Here is a 24,542-nt window from a genome sequence, read left to right on the forward strand (position 1 = left end):
TCATGAAAAGGCTCAACATCCCTCTTTGCTTAATCGCCCTTATGGCTATGATCACAACGTCTTGCGCTCACTCCTTAGCGCCTGAAAACGACCAAATTACTTCAGGGTTGCCAATTGTGCTTTATGCCACTGAAGATTTTGCAGACATAAATGTAGGTGATGTCCCGTATTACATTGATAAACGTAACGATGCTCTTGGAATTGATGCCAGACGACTCGAATATCGAGGCTTATTTGCGCGCGCAATAACAGCATTTGAAGGGCCAAGCGCAAAGTATGATGTCACCATTGCTGTGATGACCGAAGAAGACGGCGAACCCTTGTATCGTCTTTGGGTGAATAATGAAATTGTCGGGACTTATCGCAGTTCATATATTGGTGAAGGAGACGAACGTGACTTGACTGCACAGAACCATACCTGGTTGGGAATAAGTGTCTCAGACGGTGACCTGATTGCGATTGAGTCAAACGCGCACACCAATGGCGAAATTCCGGAAAATGATGGAACAGCCTGGGCGCGAGGTAGATGGCAATCTTTATCTTTTTCGCCGTCTGTTGAGGCGACAAACCGTAAGGCTAACTTTAGTAAACATAAAGACTTTGTAGTCTCGCAGTTTGATTTTCAACCCGACGCAGACGATGTTCATGCAGTCGCAGCGCTTGGCTCAATGCTCGTGCATCCAGATATGGAAGGTGTAAATTATTTGGCAGTAGCGGGTACAACGGGTCGTCAGGGCGGTAAGTACATTGACGCCAGAGAGCTGATGGAAATGACCTTTGGCCGCGAAGACTTTAATTGGGCTGACGCCAAAAAGAACTGGCAAAAAGCTCTGACGCTAGTGCACGACAGAGTAAGAGCCGTGTTGGCACAAGGAGGTACAGTCTGGGTTCAAGAGGCAGGCCAATCCGATTTCACCCGGGATTGGGTACAAGCTTTACTTGATTCAGGAATACATAAATCGGTAATTAAAAACAATGTGGTTGTGGTTCAACACAGCACATGGAATGAAAAACAAACCACGCCAGATGCCCTTGCGTTTGTGAAGCAATACACGACCTATCAAGCCATTACCGATGGCAACAAAGCTAAAAAAGTCTATATTCGGAAAGACCGGCGCGGCCCATTAACGCCTATGTACAAAGATAAAGACAAGCGTTGGCTGCGCGCGGCAACGTCGACAGAAAATACAAAAGAACACGCTCGCACGCTATGGCAAAAAGCAGTAGATATTGTTGAATACAATAATTTTGACGCCAAATATTCTGTGATGCCTGGAGGCGGTGTTGATTTTTCTGATACCGTTGAATTGTGGTGGATCCTTGGCCTTGGACAAAATGCCGCGTCTGTGCATGCATTCTGGGAACGCTATGTCAGTGACGTTCAGTTAGATGCCATAAAGCCCCCAAGCGGTCGTTTAGCGATTGTCATAGACGGTAACTCGCCCGACCCGGATGACATTGGCGCAACGCCAGTAATGATGGGCTTGCTAAAGCAGTCTGGGCTGGCCGACCGACTAGTGCACTTATCTCACTCCTGTGATTTAGATCCCTTTCGAAATAAGGGTCGCCAAATAGATGCTGAAAATGAGGCTCGCAGACAAAAGGTCTTACACGAATTAAGCGGGAGAAGTGTCGAGCTATTTGGCCCGTTTAATAATCTTCGCAATTATTACAACTGTCGCGTAAACCAAGATGCTGCAATAAGCGATTTGGTGGATGCGATTAATGCGTCCAGTGAGTCAGATCCACTTTGGATTATTGAAGCCGGAGAGCCTGATTTAATTGGATATGCGCTTGAAACAGCAAATTCTGAACGGATCCAGTATGTGCATGTAGTCTCACATCATCCTGCAAATGATGATAGTGGAGACTACTTTACATGGCAGCAAATTTTGGATTTTGGTGTGACTGAGCATCAAATTGGTGACCAGAATGTTTCACTGCAAACACCCATAAGTAAATGGGACTGGGCAAAAAATCACAAAAATAAGGGCTATCGCTTTATGTGGGAAATGCTTGCTTACGCTGAGCAAGACGGCGTAGTGCCTTTTCAAACGAATAAGTTTGATTGTTCAGACGCCGGCATGATCTATTGGTGGATAACTGGCGCTAATGAAGGGGGCAACAATTTTGCCACGCCCTCAGATATTCAAGATATGCTTTTGCAGTCATTAGCTAACTAACCTCAACTCGGGATAAGCGACAGCGCCAAGCAGCGATAAAACAAACATTTGCACTATCGCTTATCCCGAGTTGAGGTTAACTAAGTCTGCGCTGACTTGATGCACCGATAATACAGGCATCCTCATAATGAAATACCAGTGCCCGTGCTTTAGTTTGTTAATTAGGCACAGCAAATTTGTATATATACTGCGGAGTTGGAGCCTGTCAAATCATCAATAACCCTCATAATCAATCAGGACGATACTGGTCACTTCACACATCATTTTGCCAAATACTGTGATAGAAATTTTCGCCATTGTTTGTTCCGAAATTAGAAATAGAATAAATAACTTATATTTCAGTGGGTTATAACCCCATCTCAACCACCCCTCTTTAGATCATTATATTTCATTTTAATTCATAATGTGTCACAATCAATCAAATTACAATTTAATAACAATCCTGCAACAACTGAAGGCGTAAACAATGACCACAATTAAACCAACTCTGTTGAGCTGTATTCAAAAGCTTAGTAAAGGGTTTTGTATAGGCGCGATGTTAGCCTCTGCCAGCTTCGCCGACGCGCAAGTTACCCTGGAAACGCAAGTAAAAGTTACCGATGATGGCTTACATTTTAACGGTAAAGACCTAAATTTTGGCAATTTAGACACTGCGAGCACTGACGCGGAGGTTTACGACTTTTTCTTTGGCCGTAATATCTCTGCTCATGGTGATGCCGTCAAAACCTACAAGCATTACGTGTTTATGACATGGTATCGTGGTGGAAAACAGGACCGCCATATGATGCTATCTCGCTACAACACACAGACAGGCACGATAGCAAGTGTTGAATTTCCACACCAACACACCGGCTTTAGAGGCGACCCCAATATTGGAGAGTCGCACAATACCATTGGCCTGGCGGTAAGCCCCATTAATGGCACTATTCATATGGTGTTCGATATGCATGCTTATGACAATAATAATCACGGCGGTAAGTTTAAGGATGACTTTTTTCGGTATTCATACAGCGTAGTTGGGGCCGCCGATGTCTCGGATAACGAGTTTACCCTCGATAAATTTGTAAAGGACACCAGCTCAATCAATCAAGGTGAGGACGATTATAAACACCTTACTATGACGGGCGATTTGGCAGATAGAGCTAATTTTGCGCGCCTCACCTATCCGAAGTTTTTCGAGACCGACGACGGCACGCTTTTACTTTACATGCGCTTGGGCGGAAATAACAACGGAGCATATGTGTTTAATCGTTACGATGCAGCCAACGCAAAGTGGTCTACTTTCACCAAATTTAATCACAATAACCAACAATCCAGAGGTAATGACTACAACTGGGGACTATATGGAAATATGAAGTATGTGAACGGCAAACTTCGAGTGGGTTTTCAGCAGCGCTCCAGCGATAATAACGACAAGTATCTCTATCAAAATGGCGTGTATTACGCCTATTCGGATCACCCAGAAGGGTTTGGCCAGTGGAAAAATCACAGAGGCGAAGACATGACCTGGCCTTTGGTCGATTCAGACGAAATTAAAGTCTTCGAGCCAGGTGATTATATTTCTCACGACGAGCCAAATTCTGTGCATATAGTCGGTGGCTTTGATTGGACGGTGACGGCTAAAGGTGATATTCACATCGTGAGTCAACTGCGCTCCACTGACAGAAGCCGCCCAGATTTCGAAGAAGTCAATATCCATTCATATAAACCTGCTGGCGCAAATGACTTTATTATTTCAACGGATTTTGCTGGTGCACAAGCGGTATATACAGCAGGTGATAACGTTTATATCATTGGATTGGAATCAGGTGTCCCGTATGTAGAGAAAGCGCTGGGCGGAACCAATGATTTCGTTCGAGTTTACACTGCAAGTAACGACATTACATTTGACCATGGCACTGTCTACATAAGCGATGGAAAGGTCTACTACTACTTGATGGAGCGCAAGGCAAGCGGAATAGACACCAAGCTGCCCTTATATCTTCAGATTATTGATTTAGACATAGAAGGAGAGGCAAATGCGCCCATTGTGAGCTTTCCAGAGGCAGTCATTAGAAAACAAGAAGGTTACGATGCGCTTTCATTCACGGTACTTGCAAGTAGTCCCGTTGCAGGGCGCAGCATTGCGCAAGTGGCGCTTTATGTGAATGACCGATTTATTCGCACAGACTCTGCAACGCCATTTGTATGGGGCCATCGCAATAAGCCCAATGAACTGCTTGGTTTGCCGCCAGGAACACATACCTTCAGAGCCATTGCAACCGACAGCGAAGGAGATGAAGGCGTGGCCACAATGACGCTTATTGTTGAATCAGAGGCTCCGATTGTCAGTTTTCCTAATGAAGCGCTGACGGTTGATTTAGGTTACGAGCGGCTCGGTTTTACAATATCTGCAGAATCGCCAGACCCTGAGCGCACTATCGAGTCAGTGACTTTAACGATTAACGGCGAAGCCGTACGAACCGATACCTCCATCCCCTTTAATTTCGGACATAAATTTAAACCGCACGAAACGGGCGCAATGGGATGGTTACCGGAACATGAACCTAATCCGAACCCATTGGGCGCAGGTGAACACATATTTACCGCCGTTGCCACCGATAGCGAGGGACAACAAGGCGAAGCGACAATGATTCTTACAGTTAACGGCTTGCCTGAGCCACCTATTGTGTCCTTTCCAAATGAAGTCGTGACTGTGTTTGAAGGCTACGAAAAACTTTCTATTACATTACCAGCAGAATCTCCTGTACCCGGAAGAACGATAGAATCTGTGACTCTATATCGAAACGGTGAGCTTGTGAGAGTCGACACACGTCCAGTCTGGAATTTCGGACATTCTTTCGCACCCTACGAATTTGGCGCGATGGGCTGGTTAGACAGACACGAACCGAACCCAAACCCCTTAGGCGTCGGCACACACACCTTTAGAGCCCTTGCAAGAGACAGCGCTGGCCTGGAAGGTGAAGCCTTTATGACCTTAATTGTAGAGCCCTTACCAGCGCCCACAGTGAATTTTAATGAATTTGATGTGGAACTCACCGAAGGCTACGAGGCCTTTTCGGTATCAGTGGATATTCAAACCTCGACCGATTCGGTAGAAGTGGTCAGTGCCCGTTTATACACTAACGAAGTTTTCGTTCGCGAAGTGTACGAAGCCCCATTTACATGGGGCCTTGAGCCATACGCTTCGGAACTAATAGGTTTAGCCCCCGGCACTCACGATTTTAAAGTGGTAGTGACTGACAGTAATGGTAAAACGAGCGAAGCTACAATGATGACAACGGTTATCGCTATCGGGGATTTAGACCGAGATGGCGATATTGATTCGCTGGATATTAAAAGCTTTTCAGTGGCTGTTAGCCGAGGCGAAATTACAGACTTGAGGTTTGATTTTAATAACAATGGAGTGATTGACCAAAGAGACCCTGTGATGCTTGGGCGAATGTGCACTAGAAGACGCTGTGCCCCCTAATCCCATATACTTCATTCGTAGCCGGGCACTAAAAGCCCGGCTTTTTTATTATGAGCGACCGCAAAAAAGTTATATTGATATCTTCGCTCTTATGAAAAACGTCTATTTAACCTGAATCCTGTTTAAGGAATGGTGCAAGCGCTTGTTTTACATCCTCAAATTAATTTTTACACTCAGTGCTGCTAGAATTGTGAAGGACAAGGCGCAAAAGTCACGTAATAGTTATTCTATTGCTGGCTTTTGCAACGCAGTAATTCACAATTCTAGCGGTGCTGAGCGCCGTTTCTTAAACAGGATTCAGGTTATTTAACCCTTATTCAGATTTATCGCTAATAACGACAGTGTAGTCACCCGCCGTGTATAAAGAAGAACCACTAGGCAGTGTAACCAATGCTGTAGTATTGTTTGGCACGGTAAAATACCACGTCACTTCTTCCCCACTGCGCGTCCAGCGACTTTTAATTTCTCCATATCCGGTCGTGTAAGACACCGTCACTTCATCCAAGCCGCTCACAAATTGAGGCTTGAGCGCGAAGTCTTGGAAACCAACACTATCAGGCAATGGGCGAATGCCGCCTAGGCCCTCATAAAACCAACCATCATAGCCTGCATGAAAAGGATGATTAAGCGAGAAAGTCGGTGCATTTGTGCCATCTGGGTCTTTTTTGGGGTCGTAATATCCCTTGCGCTCCCATAAGGTTGTTGCGTTAAGTTCTTCAAATAAGTAGCGGTAGCCTGGATAACCTTCGGCTTTGAAAATGTTAAACGCCGTATCTTCATAGCCGTAGTCACTTAAGGCTGTGTACAAATAGCTTTGCCCGAGCGCCCCTACTGATGCGTGACCATCCCATTGTTGGAGGACGTCATCATTGATTGACTTGGCAACAAGCGCACGCTTATCGTCAGGTGCGACGTCGAACATTATCGCCATGGCATTTGCGGTTTGGCTATTGTAGCTTGCGTTCTGGGCGTCAAATAGCTCAGTATTAATTTGCGACCGTATTTGATTAAACAGCGCAGCATAATACTCGGCTTGTTCTGGTTTATTGATGATGCGAGATATTTTTGCCATTAGGTTTGCTGAGTGGGCAAACAGTATCGAGCTGGTAAAGGTTGACGTGGTATGCTGAGGGCTGCACCGCCCGTTTACGCGCGGTGTACCGGGCGTTTTTACAGGGTCGCACCAGTCGCCGTAGCCTTTGCGAATAAGTGAGTTCTCAAGGTTTTCTTCACCTGCACTCATGTATTCCTGCATGCTTTCATATTGGTTTTCAAAGAGCTGCACGTCACCATGGTGGCGATAATGCTCCCATGCGATCATCACCTCTGCGGCTGCCCAATCGAAGTTTCCACCGTGGGTTCGTTTGCCTGGCACCACCGCCGGAGCAACAAATGTGGCGGTTTTGAAATCACCCAAGTATTTATGCCAAAAGTTGTCCATATTATAATTGTAGTTACCGGTGATCATCGCCGCGTGTGCGTCACCCGTCCACCCTGCTCGCTCCCGAATAGGACAATCCATCGGCACCGCCATTAGGTTACTCTCGTAGCCCCATAACGCCATATGATGGATACGATTGAGTAGGTCGTCTGAGCTTTCAAACTTGCCTGCAGTTTCAACCGCGCTTCTGACTAAATGTGCGGTAATAGCATCAAGCGCTGGTGCTTTTGTTAAACCGCGTATTTCTAGATATCTGAAGCCGTGCCAAGTAAATATAGGAGTCCAAGTAGGATTATCACGCATGACCTCATCACCTTTGGCAATATAGGTATCTACTTGTTTGAGCAAGGGTGCTCCTCCCCCGCTCTTTTGACTAATATTACCCGCCTTATCTATCCATTCTGCATAGCGAAGATGCACACTCTGTCCATTTGTTAAGGGTAACTTGGTGAAATCAATTGTTGGTACACCCGTAAAGTTTTGACCAAAGTCGAGCACCCAAACCTGCGGCTCGGGATTTAGCAGCTCGACCGGCACTAATTTCTTTATCGCTTTAATCGGCTCTAGTAACTGAGGTTCCAGGCGCTGTGTTGGCCACTGCTCTAGCACTTCAACCGCGCGCCAATCGCCCAGGTTCGCATCGTCAAGCTTACTATGCCAGTGAGTTACCTCAGCACGTGCATCATAAAGCTCTCCTGAAAACAGGCCCTCTTTTAATATTGGCGATGCATGGCTTAGCCAATCCTCATTCGAGCTTACGATTTGACGGCTACCGTCGTCGAATTCGAGCTCTAACTGTGCAATAAATTTAGGCTGCCCATACGCTAATGAGCGGGATGGCCGATCTTTTGGACTTGCATCAGGATTACTCCAGCGGCTAAAGGCAATTTCTTCGCTGTACCAACCGCTACCAAGATGAACAGCAATTGTGTTGTTTCCCTGCTGTAGCATATTCGTAACGGTATCGGTATTGTACAAAATGCGTTTGTCGTAATCTGTCTGACCCGGATCCATCAATCTATCGTCAACCTTGTCGCCGTTAAGGAAAATCTCATAGTAGCCTGCTGCCGTGCTGTGAAGGCGCGCGTCGACTAGCTTTTTATCGCCATCAATGGCAAAGCTATAGCGAAATAAAGTAGCGCCCGGTTGTACTTTTAACTGCTCCAAAACACGGGTTTGTAAATCGCGCTTTTGCTGCGTTAATTGGGAATTGCTATTTGGGTGAATGTCGGCAGCAAAGCGCATCCAATCATTAACAGGCGCTGAAGTGTCAGCGATATAAGGCTGAGCCGCTTGGATCCAGTTTGCTTGCCAATCAGATTGTTCAAGCAAGCCCATCTGCCATGAATCAATATCACTCCAAGCCTGGGCTTGTGACTCGCCATCTTGCCAAACTTTGACTCGCCAAAATGCCACATCGCTCGAAGCCGGTGGTTTTCCTTTATAAGCAATATTGATTGAACGGCGCTCAGCTACTTTGCCGCTATCCCATAAATCTGGCTTATTGCTTTTGAGTAAAGCCTCGCTGGTCGCGACTTGAATTTGATACGCCGATTGCGAAATCACATTGGCATGCCACGATAAGCGTGGTGTTTTGCTATGGATGTTTGGAGGCTCAGAATTTCCCTCAACGAGTAAATTCGACGCCTGCGTTTTTCTACTTTCAACAGACGAATCAGTAGATGCAGAGGAACAAGCAAGTAACACCGCGCAAACACATGAAATGGAAAAGACGCGAGCTAGCTGTATTAGATTTTTCGTTTTCATAATAATGATGAGTTTGCTATTGATTACGCATTACAGTACCAGAATAGTTGTTAATCATGAAGATATTTTGACACATTTTGATTACTTATGATTCAATATGATGTATATTTGTTTAACAAAAAATATACAATATTGACGCCAGATAACATGACAATACTGATTAAATGCGCGATTTTATAGGTAAAGAATTCAGATGAACGAGATAACGAAAATCTTCAGTGCCGCGGGACTCTCGCTTGCCTTACTTTTTGCCTGCAACAGCAAGATGCATACAAGCACGCAATTGTCTGGCTCACAGAGTGAGGTGCAAGCTTCAGCAATGGATATTGGTGAGCGCGTAGCAAAGTGGCAACTTGAGCATTTAGACAACTTTGACTACCTTGCCCCTCGATACCGAAAGGGCACGGCAGAGTTCAGAAACTGGATCCAAGCCACGTTTTACATCGGCCTTAGCCGCTGGACCGAAACCGTGAACGATGCTTTGTTACTTGATCATATAAATACTGTATCAAAAGTGCATGAGTATAGCCTAAGAAGCCGACGAGATAGACATGCAGATGACCATGCCATTGGCCAAACCTATTTATGGTTAGCCCAACAAACCAATCAGAGTGCACCTTACCTTCCGGTAAAAAAGGAGTTTGACCGAATTTTGGCTACCCCTTCAAAGGTTGGTCTTGAGATGGAGGAGGCAACACCAAAAGTATGGGGTTATGAAAGTCCATGCCAAGACAGATGGTGCTGGTCAGATGCGCTGTTTATGGCACCACGCACTTGGCTCAAGCTTTCGATTGTAACCGGGGACCCGCGCTATTTCGAATTTGCAGACACGGAATTTTGGGCAACTGTCGATTACTTATTTTCCGAAGAATACGGATTGTTTTATCGAGACAGCCGTTACTTTGACTCCGTCAGTGACAATGGCAAACCCGTGTTTTGGAGTCGTGGTAATGGCTGGGTATTTGCTGCCTTGCCACTGATTATTGATGATTTACCGCAAAACCACCCCTCTCGCAACAGATACATCGAACTGTATAAGAAACACGCAGCTGGCTTGCAAGGCATTCAAAATGACAACGGCTATTGGCCCGCTTCATTATTAGATCCCGAAAAAGTAAAAACACCTGAAGTCAGCGGAACCGCGTTTATCACCTTTGGTTTAGCATGGGGTGTAAACAAGGGCATTCTCAAAGACGCCAAATACGCACAGTCTGCCTTAAGCGGCTGGCGCGCGATTGAACAAGCGGTGCAAGAGAATGGACGCGTGAATTATGTGCAGCAGGTGGGCAAATCGCCAGACCCTGTCAGCAAAGAAGATACTCAGCTGTATGGCGTGGGCGCAGTCTTGCTTGCTGCATCGGAGATGACGAAGTGGGAGCAATAACATGACGCGCATCAGCACTTGCTTTTGGACTGGCTTAGCAAGTAAATCAGTCTTTACCACCATAGGCTTGATGCTATATGCTCCTTTTTTCAGTCAGGCGGCAGCGCCTGTCAATTATCACGAGCAAAATGGCTTAGTGGTGATTGAAGCTGAGCATTTTGCAAGTCAACATGTTGATGAAAAACGTCGCTGGTTAGTATTCTCAGAAGATACACCCGCTCATAATTATGCTGACAGTGATTTGAATCATGCTTTAGGTGCAAGCGGCGGACAATACATCGAGATCCTTCCCGATACACGCACAAACCATTTTGAAAGCTTAATCCGCGGCGAAAACTTCAGCAATATCGCAGGGCACATGGCTATTTTATCGTATCCCGTCTACTTTGAAACCACAGGCACTTACTACGTCTGGGCGCGAGCCTTTAGCACAGGCACCGAAGACAATGGTGTGCACATTGGTCTAAATGGCACCTGGCCACAAAGCGCCCAGCGCCTGCAATTATGCAAGGGCAAACATCAGTGGACATGGTCCTCTGCACAGCGCTTAAAAGATAATCACTGCGGAACGCCTCATACCATCACCCTTGAGATAGATCAGCCTGGCGTACATAACATTATGTTATCGATGCGCGAGGATGGCTTTGAGCTCGACCAGCTACTGCTGACTACTGACAAAAACTACATACCGACGGGCATACATCCTCATCCAACGCTGGCGACCCGCCCCGCCCTACTTGAAAAAACCATGCTGCATGAAATTAAACAGTACACGCGTATTTTCTTCGCCACAACAGACTTTACGATATTAAGTGATGATGACGAAGCGTCAGAAGCCGTGCCCGTGTATCCGCTTGAGCAGGCCAAAACGCTTGCCATTGACGCAAGTATAACCAAGCACCAAAACCAATATGCCTACTCGCAAGTGCGGCTTGAGCGAAGAGATGCGGGCATGCGCTCGCTTACTCTAGTTGCCGTGTCTAGCGTAAATACCACGTCAGACTACAAAGTCTTAGTGAATAACGAAGAGCTAGGAAGATTTGCTGTCGCAGCAAGTGAAGAAGAACCCAAGGAGCACTATTTCTTCATCGATGCGATAGCGCTAACAGAAGGCGACGTGATTACGGTGGCGTCAAAGACTGTAGTAGACAAATCTGCGCATCATTTGGAAACGAATAATGATGAAGCCAATAAACGCGTTTATGGCGCTCAATGGCGAGCGCTAGTGTTAGGCTCAGAGCAACACTAGCTTCATTAACATTAAAATAACGGGAATGCTTATGACATCAGAGCTACTACACCACCATAGAGTGAATATTGCTGCATTGCTCATCGTACTGATGTCAACGTCGTGCAGCGCGAAAAAAGAGCAAAGCAGCGTTGCGCCGCAAGAGACTGATAAACCAGTCAACGTCCTGTTTATCTTATCTGATGATCACCGCTATGACCTCATTGGCAAATATCACCCAATTATCCAAACGCCAAACTTGGATCAGCTTGCTAACAAGGGAACCGTGTTTAAAAACGCGTTTGTTACCACACCCATTTGCGCATCCAGTCGAGTAAGTATCTTAAGCGGCTTAACCGAACGAACTCATGACTTTACCTTCCGCCAGCCAAAAGCTGGGAAGATAGAGTCTGCTAATATGTATCCTAACATTGTTAAGCAAGGCGGTTATCAAACTTCGTTTGTTGGCAAGTACGAAATTGGTATCTCTGGCGATAATAACGAACGCTTCGACTATTTTAAGCCACTCCTGCAATCAAAAACGCAAAGCTATGAAGGAAAAGTGCTTCCTCAAAGCTACTATATTGCTGAGTTAGCCAATGACTTTATTGAACAGTCCAGTGGCTCAGGCAAACCCTGGGTGATGGCGGTAAATTTTTGGGACCCCCACGCTCACGACAAAGATAAAATTGACCAATACCACTACCCAGAAGAGTTTGAATCCATGTATCAGAATGTCTCGATACCGGCAGCGAAATTGTCAGATGATGCAAGCTTTGAAGCCCTACCAGAATTCTTAAAAAGCTCCATTGGGCGTGTGCGGTGGGAATACCGCTATGCGAATGAACAAATGTATCAGAAAATGGTTAAGCGCTACTACCGAGCCATTAGCGCCGTCGACAAAGCCGTGGGCATGATTTATGAGAAATTGGAGCAGACCGGTGTTGCCGACAATACCGTGGTCATTTACATGAGCGACAATGGTTATAATGTAAACGAGCGACAGCTTGCAGGAAAATGGTTTGGGTGGGAAGAGAGCCTTCGCGTACCGCTAATCATTTATGACCCGCGCAAACAACAGTCGCACGGCAAAGAAGTGCAAGAAATGGCACTTAATATCGATATTGCCTCAACCATAGTTGATTTGGTAGGTGTACAAGCCCCCTCTTCCTATCAGGGAAGAAGTTTAGTCCCCTTGCTCGACGATAAAAATGATCTGACGTGGCGAGAGGAGTTTTTCTTTGAACATATGTATCAACCAAAACGCGTGTCTATCCCGCCCACAGTAGGCCTTAGAACAGAGCGCTGGAAATATGTCGACTTTTATAAAAATGACTACCAACAGCTTTACGATTTACAAAACGATCCGAAAGAAAAAACCAACTTGATTGACTCACCTGAGCATCAACGTATTGTAAGTATGTTGAGTCGCCGAGTAGACGATTATATTCAACAATATGAGCAGCAAAGAAGCGACGAAGTGAGACAGCGCGAATCCTTTGTTAATACTAGAGACTAAAGCGCGCCAAAAGGCAAAACTATGCAAAGACGAGATATACTGAAGCTAGCAGCAAGCGTTACCGGCGCTGCCATCTTAGCTCCTTTAAGCAGTTCCATGCTATACGCCTCTGTCAAAAACACTAGTGGTCGTATTTTGCTGGGCAGTGAGACGCGAGAGGCCCCTGCGTTTTTTTCACCGGATAGCTTTGAGCAGCTTAGGCAAATCATGGATGTGATTTTACCAAGGACAGATACACCTTCAGCCTCTGATGTAAACACCCACTGGATCTTTGACAATATGTTTACGCGCGTATTTAAGCCGGATTACCGGAACGCCTTCTTAAAAAAGTTTGCGCAGCTTGAAGGCTACCTGAACAAGCAAAACTTTGCGGATTCAGATTCAAGCACACAACTAAGCATTATTCAGGCTATAGAAGCTCGCAGTGAAGAAAAGCGCGACGAGGTATATAGCGCCTACATAGACATTAAACAACAGACCATTTCATACTATTTAACAACTGAACAAATAGCAGAGAATCACCTTAACTACCTTCCGATTCCCGTGCAATACATCCCCTGTATTAGTGTGAAAGAGTTAGGCGGTAAGGCATGGGCAGAGTGATGGGTGAGCACAATATGACGAAAAAATTTGATGCCATTGTTATTGGCTCTGGGATTTCAGGCGGCTACAGTGCAATGGAGCTATGCCTCAAAGGCTATAAAACGCTGATGATTGAACGCGGTCGTATGGTAGAGCATGGAGATTACCCTACCGCCCATTTAGACAAATGGGACCTTCCTAATCAAGGCAAAGTGAGTCTAGAAGAAATTGAAAAACACTACTATAAACAAAACCGGCTACATTGGTGGGTAAACGAGGATGTTAAGCATTTTGTCAATAAAGATGACGAATACCCCTACGATGAAGATGAACGCTTTGATTGGATTAGAGGACATCTTGTTGGTGGACGCTCCGTTATGTGGGGGCGCCATTGTCCGCGCTGGAGCGACATCGACTTTGAAGCAAATAAAAAAGAAGGGATTGCCATTGACTGGCCTATTCGTTACGCCGATATTTCGCCTTGGTATGATTACGTTGAAACCTTTGTTGGTATTGCAGGGCAAGCAGAAGGTTTGAAACAAGCGCCTGACGGTAAATTTATCGCACCGTTTCCACTTAACTGCGTTGAACAGAAGATGCGTGAAGCGGTGAACGAAAAATATCCTGAACGCGTGGTGACACCTTGTCGTATCGCAAATTTAAGCGAATACAATCCACAGGTGCACAAAGGCACACGCGGTCAATGTATGAATCGCAACCGCTGTAAGCGAGGCTGTCCTTTTGGCGCTTACTTTAGCACCCAATCCGCGTCTTTACCCGTGGCTCGCGAAACGGGGAATCTTAGCCTCAAGTCTGATGCGATTGTGATGGAAGTGATTTACGATGCCGCGAAAAAACGTGCTAGCGGCGTCAAAGTTAAAGATGCTAATACCGGTGAAGTAAGTGTGTATGAAGCGCGGGTCATTTTTTGCAATGCCAGCACAGTAGGCACCGCAGCCATACTGCTTAACAGTCGCTCAGATACTTTTCCAAATGGTTTGGGTAATAGCAGTGGTGAGTTAGGCCATAATTTAATGGATCATCATTATGGTATGGGCGCTTCGGGTACACTGGCAGGCTTTGAAGACGACTATTACAAAGGCCGCAAACCAAAAGGCTTTTTTATTCCTCCTTTTACTAACATTGACGAAGAAACTCGACAAAAAGACTATCTACGTAACTTTAGCTATCAAGGGGGCGCCAGTCGCGGCCCAAATGCACCAGCGGGTTTGGTAGGCGCAAAGCTCAAAGACGAAATATTCAAACCTGGCAAATGGCGCATCAATATGGAGTGCTTTGGGGAGATTCTTCCCTATCATGATAATCGCATGTATCTGAATTTCGATAAACGCGATCAACACGGTATGCCCATCATTACCTTTGACGCCAAACTTCGCGAAAATGAAATTAAAATGCGTGAGCACGGCGTGCAGTGCGCGATTGAAATGCTAGAGGCTGCGGGCTGCACAGATATCAAAGGTCGCAATAATGTGACCGCAATTGGTGCATGCATTCACGAAATGGGCACGGCAAGAATGGGGCATGATCCCAGCACAAGCGTATTAAATCAGTGGAATCAAATGCACGATGTGCCGAATGTCTTTGTGACAGATGGTGCGTGTATGACAAGCGCTGGAACGCAGAATCCGAGTTTAACCTATATGGCCTTATCGGCGCGCGCGGTGGATTATGCGGATAAACAAATTAGAGCGAATAAGCTTTGAGAAAGGCTTACATAACCTGAATCCTGTTTAAGAAACGGCGCTCAGTACCGCTAGAATTGCGAATTACTGCGTTGCAAAAGCCAGCAATAGAATAACTATTACGTGACTGTTGCGCCTTGTCCTTCACAATTCTAGCAGCACTGAGTGTAAAAATTAATTTAAGTATGTAAAAACAAGCGCTTGCACCATTCCTTAAACAGAATTCAGGTTACATATTATGATTGATAAGGGTTTGGAAGTAAGCATTACTGACTACTTAATTTCTAATAAGGCCTCACGCATTAGTGCTTGATTAATCTCCTCTCTATATTCAGGGTTTAATTGTGTAGGAATGGGCGCGCCTGTTTGTGTTCGCCAATCATCAAGTTTCACTTTTAATTCATTTAGTTTTGAAGGCTGTTTAAGCGCTAGGTTATTGCTTTCGGCTACATCTACAGAAAGGTCATATAACTCGTACTCGTTGTTTTCGAAGTAATGAATTAACTTCCAGTTGCCACTTCGCATTGCGCTGCCCGGTCGTGTTCGAAATAGTGGATCCTGGGCCTGATCTGTTTTGCTGTTGCGAGCCTGTAAATATACTGGAAAATGCCAAAATAAGTCTCTTGATTTGAGTGCTTCCTGATTGAGCAATAAACCGCTTAAATCTTCACCATCTAATAGAAGTTTAGATTGAGGCTGATTCGATATGCTCAATAAGGTGGGGTAAAAGTCTGCATTGATGACCGGTGTAGCATTCGAGCCGGCTAATATTTTATCAGGCCAACTGATTAATAAAGGAACGCGCAATCCACCTTCATAATATGATCCCTTTCCCGCTCGAAGGGGCGAAGGGAAGGAAGACATCTTATAGCCACCATTGTCCGAGGTGAATATGACAATGGTGTTGTCGGCCAAGTCTTGAGTTTGCAACATATCTAAAATGCGGCCAACATTGTTGTCCATGTGTTCTACCATTGCAGCGTAGGTTGCTTGTTTCTTGTCAGTAATACCCTTGCCTAAATACTTTTCCACAATATCTGCGTCGGCTTGAAACGGAGTGTGCACGCTGTAGTAAGGGACATAGGCAAAAAATGGTTTACCCTTTGCTGATTTAACCCAATTAATTACCTCAGAAGTAAGTCGGCGAGTCAGGTATTCACCCTCTGGACCATCCTCTATATTTGGAAGCTTGTAGGGGCTATAATAATGAAACGTCATACCATTGCCGCTACCGGCAACGTTTTTATCAAACCCTTGAGTATCTGGATCTGCACCTAAGTGCCATTTACCAAAGTTACCAGTCGTATATCCGGCCTCTTTCAACGACTCGGCTAAGGTCACTACCTCTGGTTCAAGCCCTCTTTTATTGGTTATGGGTATTAACTTTCGAGTTTGCGCGTTGCCTCTAGCAGAGGGTGACACTGTGTAAATACCGTGACGTGGTCCGTACTGACCGGACAAAAGAACAGCGCGACTAGGCGCACAATTTGCCGCTCCCGCATAAGCGTTATCAAAACGTAAACTTTGCTTAGCTAATTCATCAATATTGGGGGTTTCGAATAAGGTCGTGGTTTGATTATAACCCACATCCGCCCAGCCTAAGTCGTCGACTACGATCATAAGGACATTGGGGGGTATTTGCGGTTTAGATTGAGCGCTTTTTTCTTCTGAAGAAATGGCGACGCTCATCCAACTGCTGATCAAAAAAACGAAAGACAATTGGAAAATACGTAAGCTAATATGGTCACCTTAATATCTTTCGTTTAACTTCAAAACGTGGATCGTTACCCTAATCGTCATAATAGCACATAAACGCTCAATAACAATCAAATGTGATTTTTTGGTAATTGTTCTTTGAAGATATCTCCTAAGCACATCATTGAACAGCCATATTCTAATTGCTGCAAGCTCTTTAGCCTACATCTGAGGTAAAAACCTCTGCACTGGGCATTCGCCCGAGGCGCTCATCTACCATTGCCTCATACTCCTCCTTGCTCAAACATCCTTTATAGGCGCCCGGTATTAGCATGTAATCAGGATTTGCTTCTTTCGAGGTGTAGTAAATATGAAAAATCATTTCTTTGAGCTTTCGGTAATTAGCTGAAATTTCTGAGGATGTATTCTCAAACGCTCTTTCATCCAATTGAGTAATCAAGGCTTCCCTATCTTGAAATGTGCTTTCCACATAGGCTGATTTAAATGTATTTAGCGAGAGCTGCTCAACTTGTCTTACAATAGCGCGATACTGCGCCTTAGTCTCTTTACCCGCCCAAGTCAGCATTAATGCATCTAGCACTGGAATAACATGTGCTTCGGTGGCGCCAGGAGTGTCGGTTTTCGGTATCATGATTTCAGCAATATCCGCGAGCACCGTTAACTCATGTGCGTTAAAAAACTGGCCAGGCTCAGTTACCTTTTGTAATGCGTTGCTGCTTTGAGTGGCAGGCAAACTGGCTAGCAATGGTGCCGATACAACATACACACTAGTGCCTAAAAAAACGCGTCGAGTTATTTTATGCTCTAACATTGAGTTTGTCCTTATACAAAGTATTTCTGAATTTGACATAGAATGCTCATGCTACAGCAGACCCTTTTTCATCAGTTTTGATGCGTAGTCTGCTGCTCTTGCAGTAATCGCCATGTACGTCAACGACGGATTTTGAGTCGCACACGACGACATACATGCTCCGTCGGTCACAAATAAATTTTCAACGTCATGACTTTGAGACCACTTATTAAGCACTGCTTTTGTGGGGTCGTCTCCCATACAAGCACCGCCCATTTCATGAATACGATCGCCAATTTGAATATGCTCGTCATCTGCTACCTGCTGAATCTTAATATCGTGACAACCTGCCACCTCAAGCATCTCTTTGACGTCAAGCGCAGCTTGCTTGATCATCTTACGCTCATTTTCCTTAATTTCAGCATCAATATGCAAAAGTGGAATACCCCATTGGTCTTTTTTGTCTGGGTGCAAAGTTGCGGTGTTTTCGTAATAAGGCAGCATTTCACCAAACATGATGGTAATAAAGCGCCACACTGAAGGAACGCGGCTATTTTCTTTCACACTTTTGCCAATGCCGGCTTCGCGCGCATTAGTGCCTGTGGTGCGTCGCTGCTGAGCCGTCGCTTGGTAGCCATAGCCTCTAATAAAGTCTACGTCTTGTGTTTTTTCATGGCGGTAATTAGGGATGTAAGTCGCAATGGGTCTTCGCCCAAAGGCCAACTTATCTTCAAACCCCGGCACGAGTGCGTTGCTTCTTACGCCGGTAAAATGATCCATGATGTAATGCCCTACCGCGCCACTTGAATTGGCAATACCGTTTGGAAATGCTTTTGACTTGGAATTGAGCAATATCTGGACTGAGCCGAAAGTAGATGCGCATAAAAACACTACGCGGGCATAATAAGTCCGTTTTTCCTTGGTATGTGCATCTATAATGGTCACACCTGAAGCGCGCTGAGTTTTCTCATCGAAGTTTACTGAGCTTACAATTGCGTCAGTAAGCGTCGTCAAGTTGCCGGTTCTCTCAGCAGCGGGTAAGGTGGCCGAGAGAGAACTAAAGTACGCACCAAAACTACAGCCGCGCTGACAATACGCGCGCGCTTGACATTGTCCACGTCCAAGTTTTCTTTGCTCCGCAGTGGGCTCTGTAATGTTCGCTGCTCTGCCAATAATGAGGTGGCGGTCTTTGTAAGCTTTTTTTAAATTATTAGAGATGAAGGTTTCCGCACAACTCATTTCCCAAGGTTTTTGAAAGACCCCGTCTGGCAGCACATCTAGTCCGTCTTTATTGGCTGAGATACCCACAAATGACTCAACATAATCGTACCAGGGCGCTAAATCCTTGTATCCAATAGGCCAAGCGATACCATAGCCATCTTTTGCGTTTGCCTCAAAATCTTTCGGCCCCCAGCGCAAAGACTGCCTACCCCATGTTAGCGATCGCCCGCCTAGTTGGTAACTGCGCACCCACTTAACCGGGCGATCTTCAGGGTAAGATATAGGATGTTCGCTATCATCGCTAAAAAACTGCTGCGTCGCGCCCTTAAAAAACCCTTTGCCGCTAATATTGGTATAGCGATCTTCTTCGGCAAAGCTCTCTGGTAACAGGTTTCGATTTTGAATATCCCAAGGCGCTTGCATGTCGGTATACTCTTCCCCTCTATGCTCAACCTTGCGACCGCGCTCAATGACAAGCGTTTTAAAGCCTTTTTCACAAAATTCTTTTGCAGCCCAACCGCCGGTAATGCCTGAGCCAACCACAATTACGTCGAAGCGATCTGTCATAAAGTATCTTCCGCTATATCTTGGGCACTCATGCTTCGTGAAATAGGTGGCAGAGCAGGCTATGCTCATATCCACAATGAGTAAACATGATTAAAGTTGAGCACTTATCATCAAGTAAAGCAAGTCAAAGTACCTGTTAATCTCTTTGTATTGAAAAAAATATTAACCAAAACGCAATTAACCGGTCCGTTAAGTAGAAAAGGCTCACTTTTATTTCTTAGATAAGACACTAGCCAAGATGTCATATACAATCATATTAACTCAGGATACGGAAGAACTGCCATGATTCGTTGTTTTTTTATCGCTTTAGCTCTTATATTTACGCTAAGCCATGATGCGTGCGCAAACGATGCATTAGAGACTGCTTCTATGCCCAAGTTAGGAGTGCAACTGCATTCCGTCAGAGATGCTGTCAGCGATGATTTTGAAGCCACCTTGACTGAATTAGCAAAGATGGGGTTTACAGGGGTTGAATTTGCTGGCCGATATGGACCTTACAAAGATGATCCACAAGGCCTCAAAAGCTTTTTGGACTCGCTGAATTTGCAAGTCAGCGGCGCGCATATGCCGCTGAGTCAATTACAGGGAAAAGTGGGGGAGCGCAACTTTGTATTTTTAAAACAACTTGGCGCAGGCCTGGTCATCGTCCCATTTGACAATCGCGCCAATGACCCCAGTCAAATAGACGCGCTTATTGCTGAATTAGCAAGTGCGCATGAGCAAGCAAAGCAACATGGTCTTAGGCTGGGTTACCATAATCACTCCCAAGAGTTCGAAACATTTAAAGGCGCAACATTTTGGGATTACATAGCGAAACAAACACCATCCGATTTTGCTTTGCAATTGGATGTAGGATGGGTCAATTTCACAAATATGGACGCCATCGATTTTGTTAAACGCTACCCAAAAAGGACGCTTAGCACACATTACAAGGTCAGAACCTATAAAGGTAGGCCAAGCACTGTGCCTCAAGGAACAAAAGTGATCATTGGCGAGGACAACTATCATTGGCGCGCTATGGTTCAGGCTAATGTTAATTACGGTGGCACGCAATGGATAATCATAGAGCAAGAAGAGTATCCTGAAGGATTGAGTCCTTTGCAATCAGTTCAAGCTTCGTTGGCAGGCATGAAAAGTATTATGGATGAAGTCTTGAAAGAGCAGACAAGCGCTCTGAGGTGATAAGTGCTATGAGCCAATAAGTTTGCACAAAGAATTGCGCATAAAAAAGCCTCTTTATTCACACACAAATAAAGAGGCTAACTAGGCACAACAAAGTCAAACACACTGTATCAATATACTAACTTGACTTTGAAACGAAAATTTAACATCTTTTTCACTCATTAACAATCATATATATTCATTTTCTGGATTGTTTTTCTTAATTGACGGTATAGGTGAGCACAGGGCTTTCGTCGTAACCAAGACGATGCGCAACGATTTGGAAGGTTTGTCCCGCTTGAGCCTCGAATGGCGCTTGATATAGGCGCCATGACACACTTTCTTCGGTTTTACTGACACGTTTTACGGATATTGTTGCGCCATTGGTTTGGCTTGAGATGGTCAGACGACCAGCTTTGAAGGCTACTACAGGTGCTTCGGTTTGTGGTTTAGTTTTTTCGCCCTTCCACAACTGATCAATAAGGACTTGTTCTTCCAAATTTGCTTGGTCTCCAATGTCATTCAACCACCGGATGTTTTCTTCTCTCAAAGTGCTAAGCACTTGTGCGTATTTTGGGTTATCTGCAAGATTATTTAGCTCATGTGGATCTTCAATCGTATCAAATAGCTCTTCCTCAGGCTTTGTTGCCCTAAACCACTGGGCTTGTGCTTGAGTCAACTTTCCCTCATCTCGCAAACGCAAGAGTTCTCGCATAGTCGGTATTTTTTCACGATATTCTACCGGTAGATAATAGGCCTGCTGAGGACGGTAATTACGAATGTATTTGAAGCGCTTATTTTTGACCGCCCGTATGCTGTCAGTAAAACCATCGAAACGGTCCGCAGCTGCATGAATGAAATCTCGCTCACCGTCGTGCTTGCCTGTAAACTCATCGAGGAAGTTATAACCATGCATGTGGTCGGGAGCCGCATGACCGCTTAGTGCAAGTGTTGATGGTGGAAAATCGATAAAACTAATAAGTTGGTCGTCGCTCGTGCCGGCATATTTCCCATCAGGAAAGCGGACAATCAGAGGCACTTTTAATCCGCTGTCGTAAATGAGGCGTTTTTGACGTGGCAAAGGGCCACCGTGATCGGCATAGAATACGATGATTGTATCCTCGTACAATCCATCCTCCTTTAACTGCTCTAGAACTGCCGATATTTGCTTGTCAGTTTCCACAAGATTATTGTACATTTTCCACATATCCTCTCGGACAAGTTCTGTATCCGGTAAGTAAGGCGGTATGTCAAATTGAGTGTCTTTGTTTAGGTGAACAGGCGTGTCAGCAGTTGAGGTCTTTACCGCGTGATGCTGGGGCAAGACCTTTATTCTTGCTCGATCGTCTGAAAAATAGTGCCTGAATTCAATCATTCTTATCCCATAGGGCTCAAATAAACCTGACTCATGGGTGGTAGTGAAATTCACTACAGCGAAAAACGGCGAACCCTCTGGACGGTTTCGCCAATGGGCATAAGGCCCACTTTCATCCCATGCAGCTCTAGGCGCGTTAAATTGGTAATCGGTCTTAAAGTTGTTGGTAGTATAATAGCCATGCTTGCGCATCAGTTGACTGAGCATCTTGGCTTCTGGGGGCGGAACGGCCTCGTATTTGGGTAATCCCGTTACCTCAGTGTAAGAGGACGTGCGCATATGATTAGCCCCAATCGCCGAAGGGTACATGCCAAGCGCTAAGGCTGCCCGGCTTGGCGCGCATACGCCAGACGTTGAATATACATTTGTGTACCTTACGCCTTCTTTAGCGAGCTGCGTAATAGCAGGAGTCTTGACAGTATGGTCACCGTAGGCGGGAAGTATCGGGCTCATGTCCTCCACTACCAACCATAAAATATTTGGCTTTGCCTCGGGCTTGTTATGCGCCCTCGTCAGTGCGCTAAGGCTGAGTAAAGTCACTAAGGTAAGGTAGGCTAGTAAACGTGAGTAGGTTCGCATATCTTGAGTAGATCCTCTGCGTCATGAACATGATTTGCTATGTCAGTAAATTGAACGCCCGACAAAAACAGCGATCAGCTTGAATAGAATTTACATAGTAAAATACCGTTTAAAGACAAACGCAATACTTTTCAGTCAATTTAGGTCATTATTACATCGAGAATAAGATGCAACTTTAGTTTATTTAGTGAAATATCGGCCGTATTTGTATGTTTGTCTTTACAAAACTTTTACACACTAAGCGCGCAAATATTGTGTTTAAACAAGTAGACTTAAGCTAAGGCTATGAATACTCAACCTGATGGAGCAATTGAATGAAGATGAGCCCCTTGATCCTTGCGTCTACCGCATTGCTCTGTACACTTATTATGTCGACGCCAACCTCAGCCGACATATTCACGGCCGACAGACAGTTCAACGAGGGAGAGTATGATGCAGCTAAACAAGGCTACCTAGCCGCGGCTGAATTGGGCAACCCTCATGCCTATTATCAACTCGCGAATATTTATCATAAAGGCTTAGGCACTGAAAAAGACCCGATTAATTCGATGCTATATTTTTATCTGGCGGCTGAACAAAAGTTTCATAATTCCGAGTCAGTCATCAATACAATTTTAGAATCACTGCCACATGAGAGCAAAGCATCCGTTAAGCGCTTGCTTGATGAGCATTTAGAGACGCATGGACAAGTCCGTATCAATGAAAAGTACTTTCCTGTCGTAAATGCAAATGCACTCAACACCCAATTAACGTTTGACGGCGAACCAAGCCTTGAAACTGCATTTTATCCTGAAGATATTGAGATAGAAGATTTTCTCCCACCTGAAATGAGCGGCGTAGGCACCTTTGGGTCTGACGGCAGCGATGAGTTTGTAGACGACTCGCTTGGTCTTGTCGTATCAACACCCAAAACACCCTTTTTGATTATTGATCACGACATAGAACCAGATGGCTCAATTCGGTATTACAGTGAAGTGCAAAAATTCGGTTATTACCAACCCTTAGTAGAGCAATTCAAGCAGTTTGGCCTACCTGTGCCAGCATTTAATGACGCTCCGACGCATTTTGCGAGTCGAAGCTATCTTGGCGCAGCCGCGTTTAACAAGTTTACCTTACATCAGAAGAACGAAGGGCTATATGAACAAGTCATCAAAAACCATCGGAAATTCAGGCAGAGTGATGACATAAATAACCGTTTCCATCTTGCGATGTTAATGCTCAACTTTCCTTGGGTAAATCAAACGGAAAATGAAGCTGAAAATATCCTCTTGAGCCTTTCTAAACTTGGACACTCCCCTGCTATGTACGAATATGGCTTTAAACTATATAGAGAGCAAAGAGAGATTGACCAAGCTGTATACTGGATATCAGAGGCAAGCAAATACGGACTCATGCGCGCCGAATATAGACTTGCGAAGATACTTCAATCAAGCCCATGGGTAACAAATGATGAAACAAAGGCGCTGTACTGGTTTGAGTCAGCTATGGCCAAAGGTAATACGCTCGCAAGAATACGTGCTGCAGAAATATTATTTACCACGGAAGATGAAACGCTTGCTAACTATGACTTGGCTATAGAGTACTTGGACGTTTTGGATGAAGTTACTCCCAAAAGCCCTGAATACTATTACTTAAATGCGCTTAAATACAAAAGCGGCTCCCATAGAAATATCAAACTCGCGGTCGAGAACCTGGAAACAGCCATAAGACGCGCTCAAATAGCGAATTGGGATGTTTCGCAGTGGCAAGAATTACTGCGTAAAATCACCACCGGCACAATATTCGTGACCGACTATGAAGCTGAAGTGGAAGGCGGTTAAGGATTGAGTAGGAGGAGAGTTTACACTCTCCGTC

14 protein-coding genes are annotated in these 24,542 nt (G+C 45.1%); 9 read left to right on the forward strand and 5 right to left on the reverse strand.

Annotated features, from left to right (window positions below):
- Nucleotides 1–2 precede the first annotated feature (2 nt).
- Both PN836_RS06405 and PN836_RS06410 read left to right on the forward strand, forming a co-directional pair.
- The gene (locus tag PN836_RS06405) at nt 3–2,183 is read left to right on the forward strand and encodes a hypothetical protein (RefSeq protein WP_395344417.1); all 2,181 of its coding nucleotides are present in this window, start codon (nt 3–5) and stop codon (nt 2,181–2,183) included.
- Between the two features lie 535 nt (nt 2,184–2,718).
- Entirely contained in the window at nt 2,719–5,655 is a 2,937-nt protein-coding gene (locus PN836_RS06410; protein WP_395345504.1) for a BNR-4 repeat-containing protein, read from the forward strand.
- Nucleotides 5,656–5,968: 313 nt separating this feature from the next.
- On the opposite strand, the gene PN836_RS06415 is transcribed toward PN836_RS06410, so the two are convergent.
- Complete coding sequence (locus PN836_RS06415; protein WP_395344418.1) at nt 5,969–8,863, reverse strand: family 78 glycoside hydrolase catalytic domain; 2,895 nt, start codon at nt 8,861–8,863, stop codon at nt 5,969–5,971.
- A 193-nt stretch (nt 8,864–9,056) separates the two neighbouring features.
- Between PN836_RS06415 and PN836_RS06420 the strand changes: the two genes are divergently transcribed.
- From PN836_RS06420 to PN836_RS06440, 5 genes are read left to right on the forward strand one after another with little or no spacing between them, the layout of a single operon-like run.
- Nucleotides 9,057–10,247, forward strand: a complete 1,191-nt coding sequence (locus PN836_RS06420) for a glycoside hydrolase family 88/105 protein (RefSeq protein ID WP_395344419.1) — start codon at nt 9,057–9,059, stop codon at nt 10,245–10,247.
- 1 nt (nt 10,248) lies between these two features.
- The gene (locus PN836_RS06425) at nt 10,249–11,496 is read left to right on the forward strand and encodes a hypothetical protein (protein ID WP_395344420.1); all 1,248 of its coding nucleotides are present in this window, start codon (nt 10,249–10,251) and stop codon (nt 11,494–11,496) included.
- Nucleotides 11,497–11,527: 31 nt separating this feature from the next.
- A complete protein-coding gene (locus tag PN836_RS06430; protein ID WP_395344421.1) occupies nt 11,528–12,994 on the forward strand; it encodes a sulfatase-like hydrolase/transferase in 1,467 nt (488 codons plus the stop codon).
- A 21-nt stretch (nt 12,995–13,015) separates the two neighbouring features.
- On the forward strand, nt 13,016–13,597 hold the full coding sequence (locus PN836_RS06435; RefSeq protein WP_395344422.1) for a gluconate 2-dehydrogenase subunit 3 family protein: 582 nt from the start codon (nt 13,016–13,018) through the stop codon (nt 13,595–13,597).
- Nucleotides 13,585–15,300: a GMC oxidoreductase gene (locus PN836_RS06440; protein WP_395344423.1), complete on the forward strand. Its 1,716-nt coding sequence runs from the start codon at nt 13,585–13,587 to the stop codon at nt 15,298–15,300. The genes PN836_RS06435 and PN836_RS06440 overlap by 13 nt, the downstream gene beginning before the upstream one ends.
- A 252-nt stretch (nt 15,301–15,552) precedes the next feature.
- On the opposite strand, the gene PN836_RS06445 is transcribed toward PN836_RS06440, so the two are convergent.
- From PN836_RS06445 to PN836_RS06455, 3 genes are all read right to left on the reverse strand, one after another.
- On the reverse strand, nt 15,553–16,968 hold the full coding sequence (locus tag PN836_RS06445; protein ID WP_395344424.1) for a sulfatase: 1,416 nt from the start codon (nt 16,966–16,968) through the stop codon (nt 15,553–15,555).
- A 223-nt stretch (nt 16,969–17,191) separates the two neighbouring features.
- Nucleotides 17,192–17,806, reverse strand: coding sequence for a gluconate 2-dehydrogenase subunit 3 family protein (locus PN836_RS06450; protein ID WP_395344425.1), 615 nt, complete (start codon nt 17,804–17,806; stop codon nt 17,192–17,194).
- Nucleotides 17,807–17,857: 51 nt separating this feature from the next.
- Entirely contained in the window at nt 17,858–19,573 is a 1,716-nt protein-coding gene (locus tag PN836_RS06455; protein WP_395344426.1) for a GMC oxidoreductase, read from the reverse strand.
- A gap of 369 nt (nt 19,574–19,942) precedes the next feature.
- On the opposite strand from PN836_RS06455, the gene PN836_RS06460 reads away from it, so the two are divergent.
- Entirely contained in the window at nt 19,943–20,755 is an 813-nt protein-coding gene (locus PN836_RS06460) for a sugar phosphate isomerase/epimerase family protein (RefSeq protein ID WP_395344427.1), read from the forward strand.
- A gap of 199 nt (nt 20,756–20,954) precedes the next feature.
- On the opposite strand, the gene PN836_RS06465 is transcribed toward PN836_RS06460, so the two are convergent.
- A complete protein-coding gene (locus tag PN836_RS06465; RefSeq protein WP_395344428.1) occupies nt 20,955–22,688 on the reverse strand; it encodes a sulfatase in 1,734 nt (577 codons plus the stop codon).
- Between the two features lie 314 nt (nt 22,689–23,002).
- Between PN836_RS06465 and PN836_RS06470 the strand changes: the two genes are divergently transcribed.
- On the forward strand, nt 23,003–24,508 hold the full coding sequence (locus PN836_RS06470; protein ID WP_415926390.1) for a sel1 repeat family protein: 1,506 nt from the start codon (nt 23,003–23,005) through the stop codon (nt 24,506–24,508).
- Nucleotides 24,509–24,542: the final 34 nt, after the last annotated feature.

The organism is Ningiella algicola (genome assembly GCF_028401415.2).
Lineage (GTDB): Bacteria > Pseudomonadota > Gammaproteobacteria > Enterobacterales > Alteromonadaceae > Glaciecola.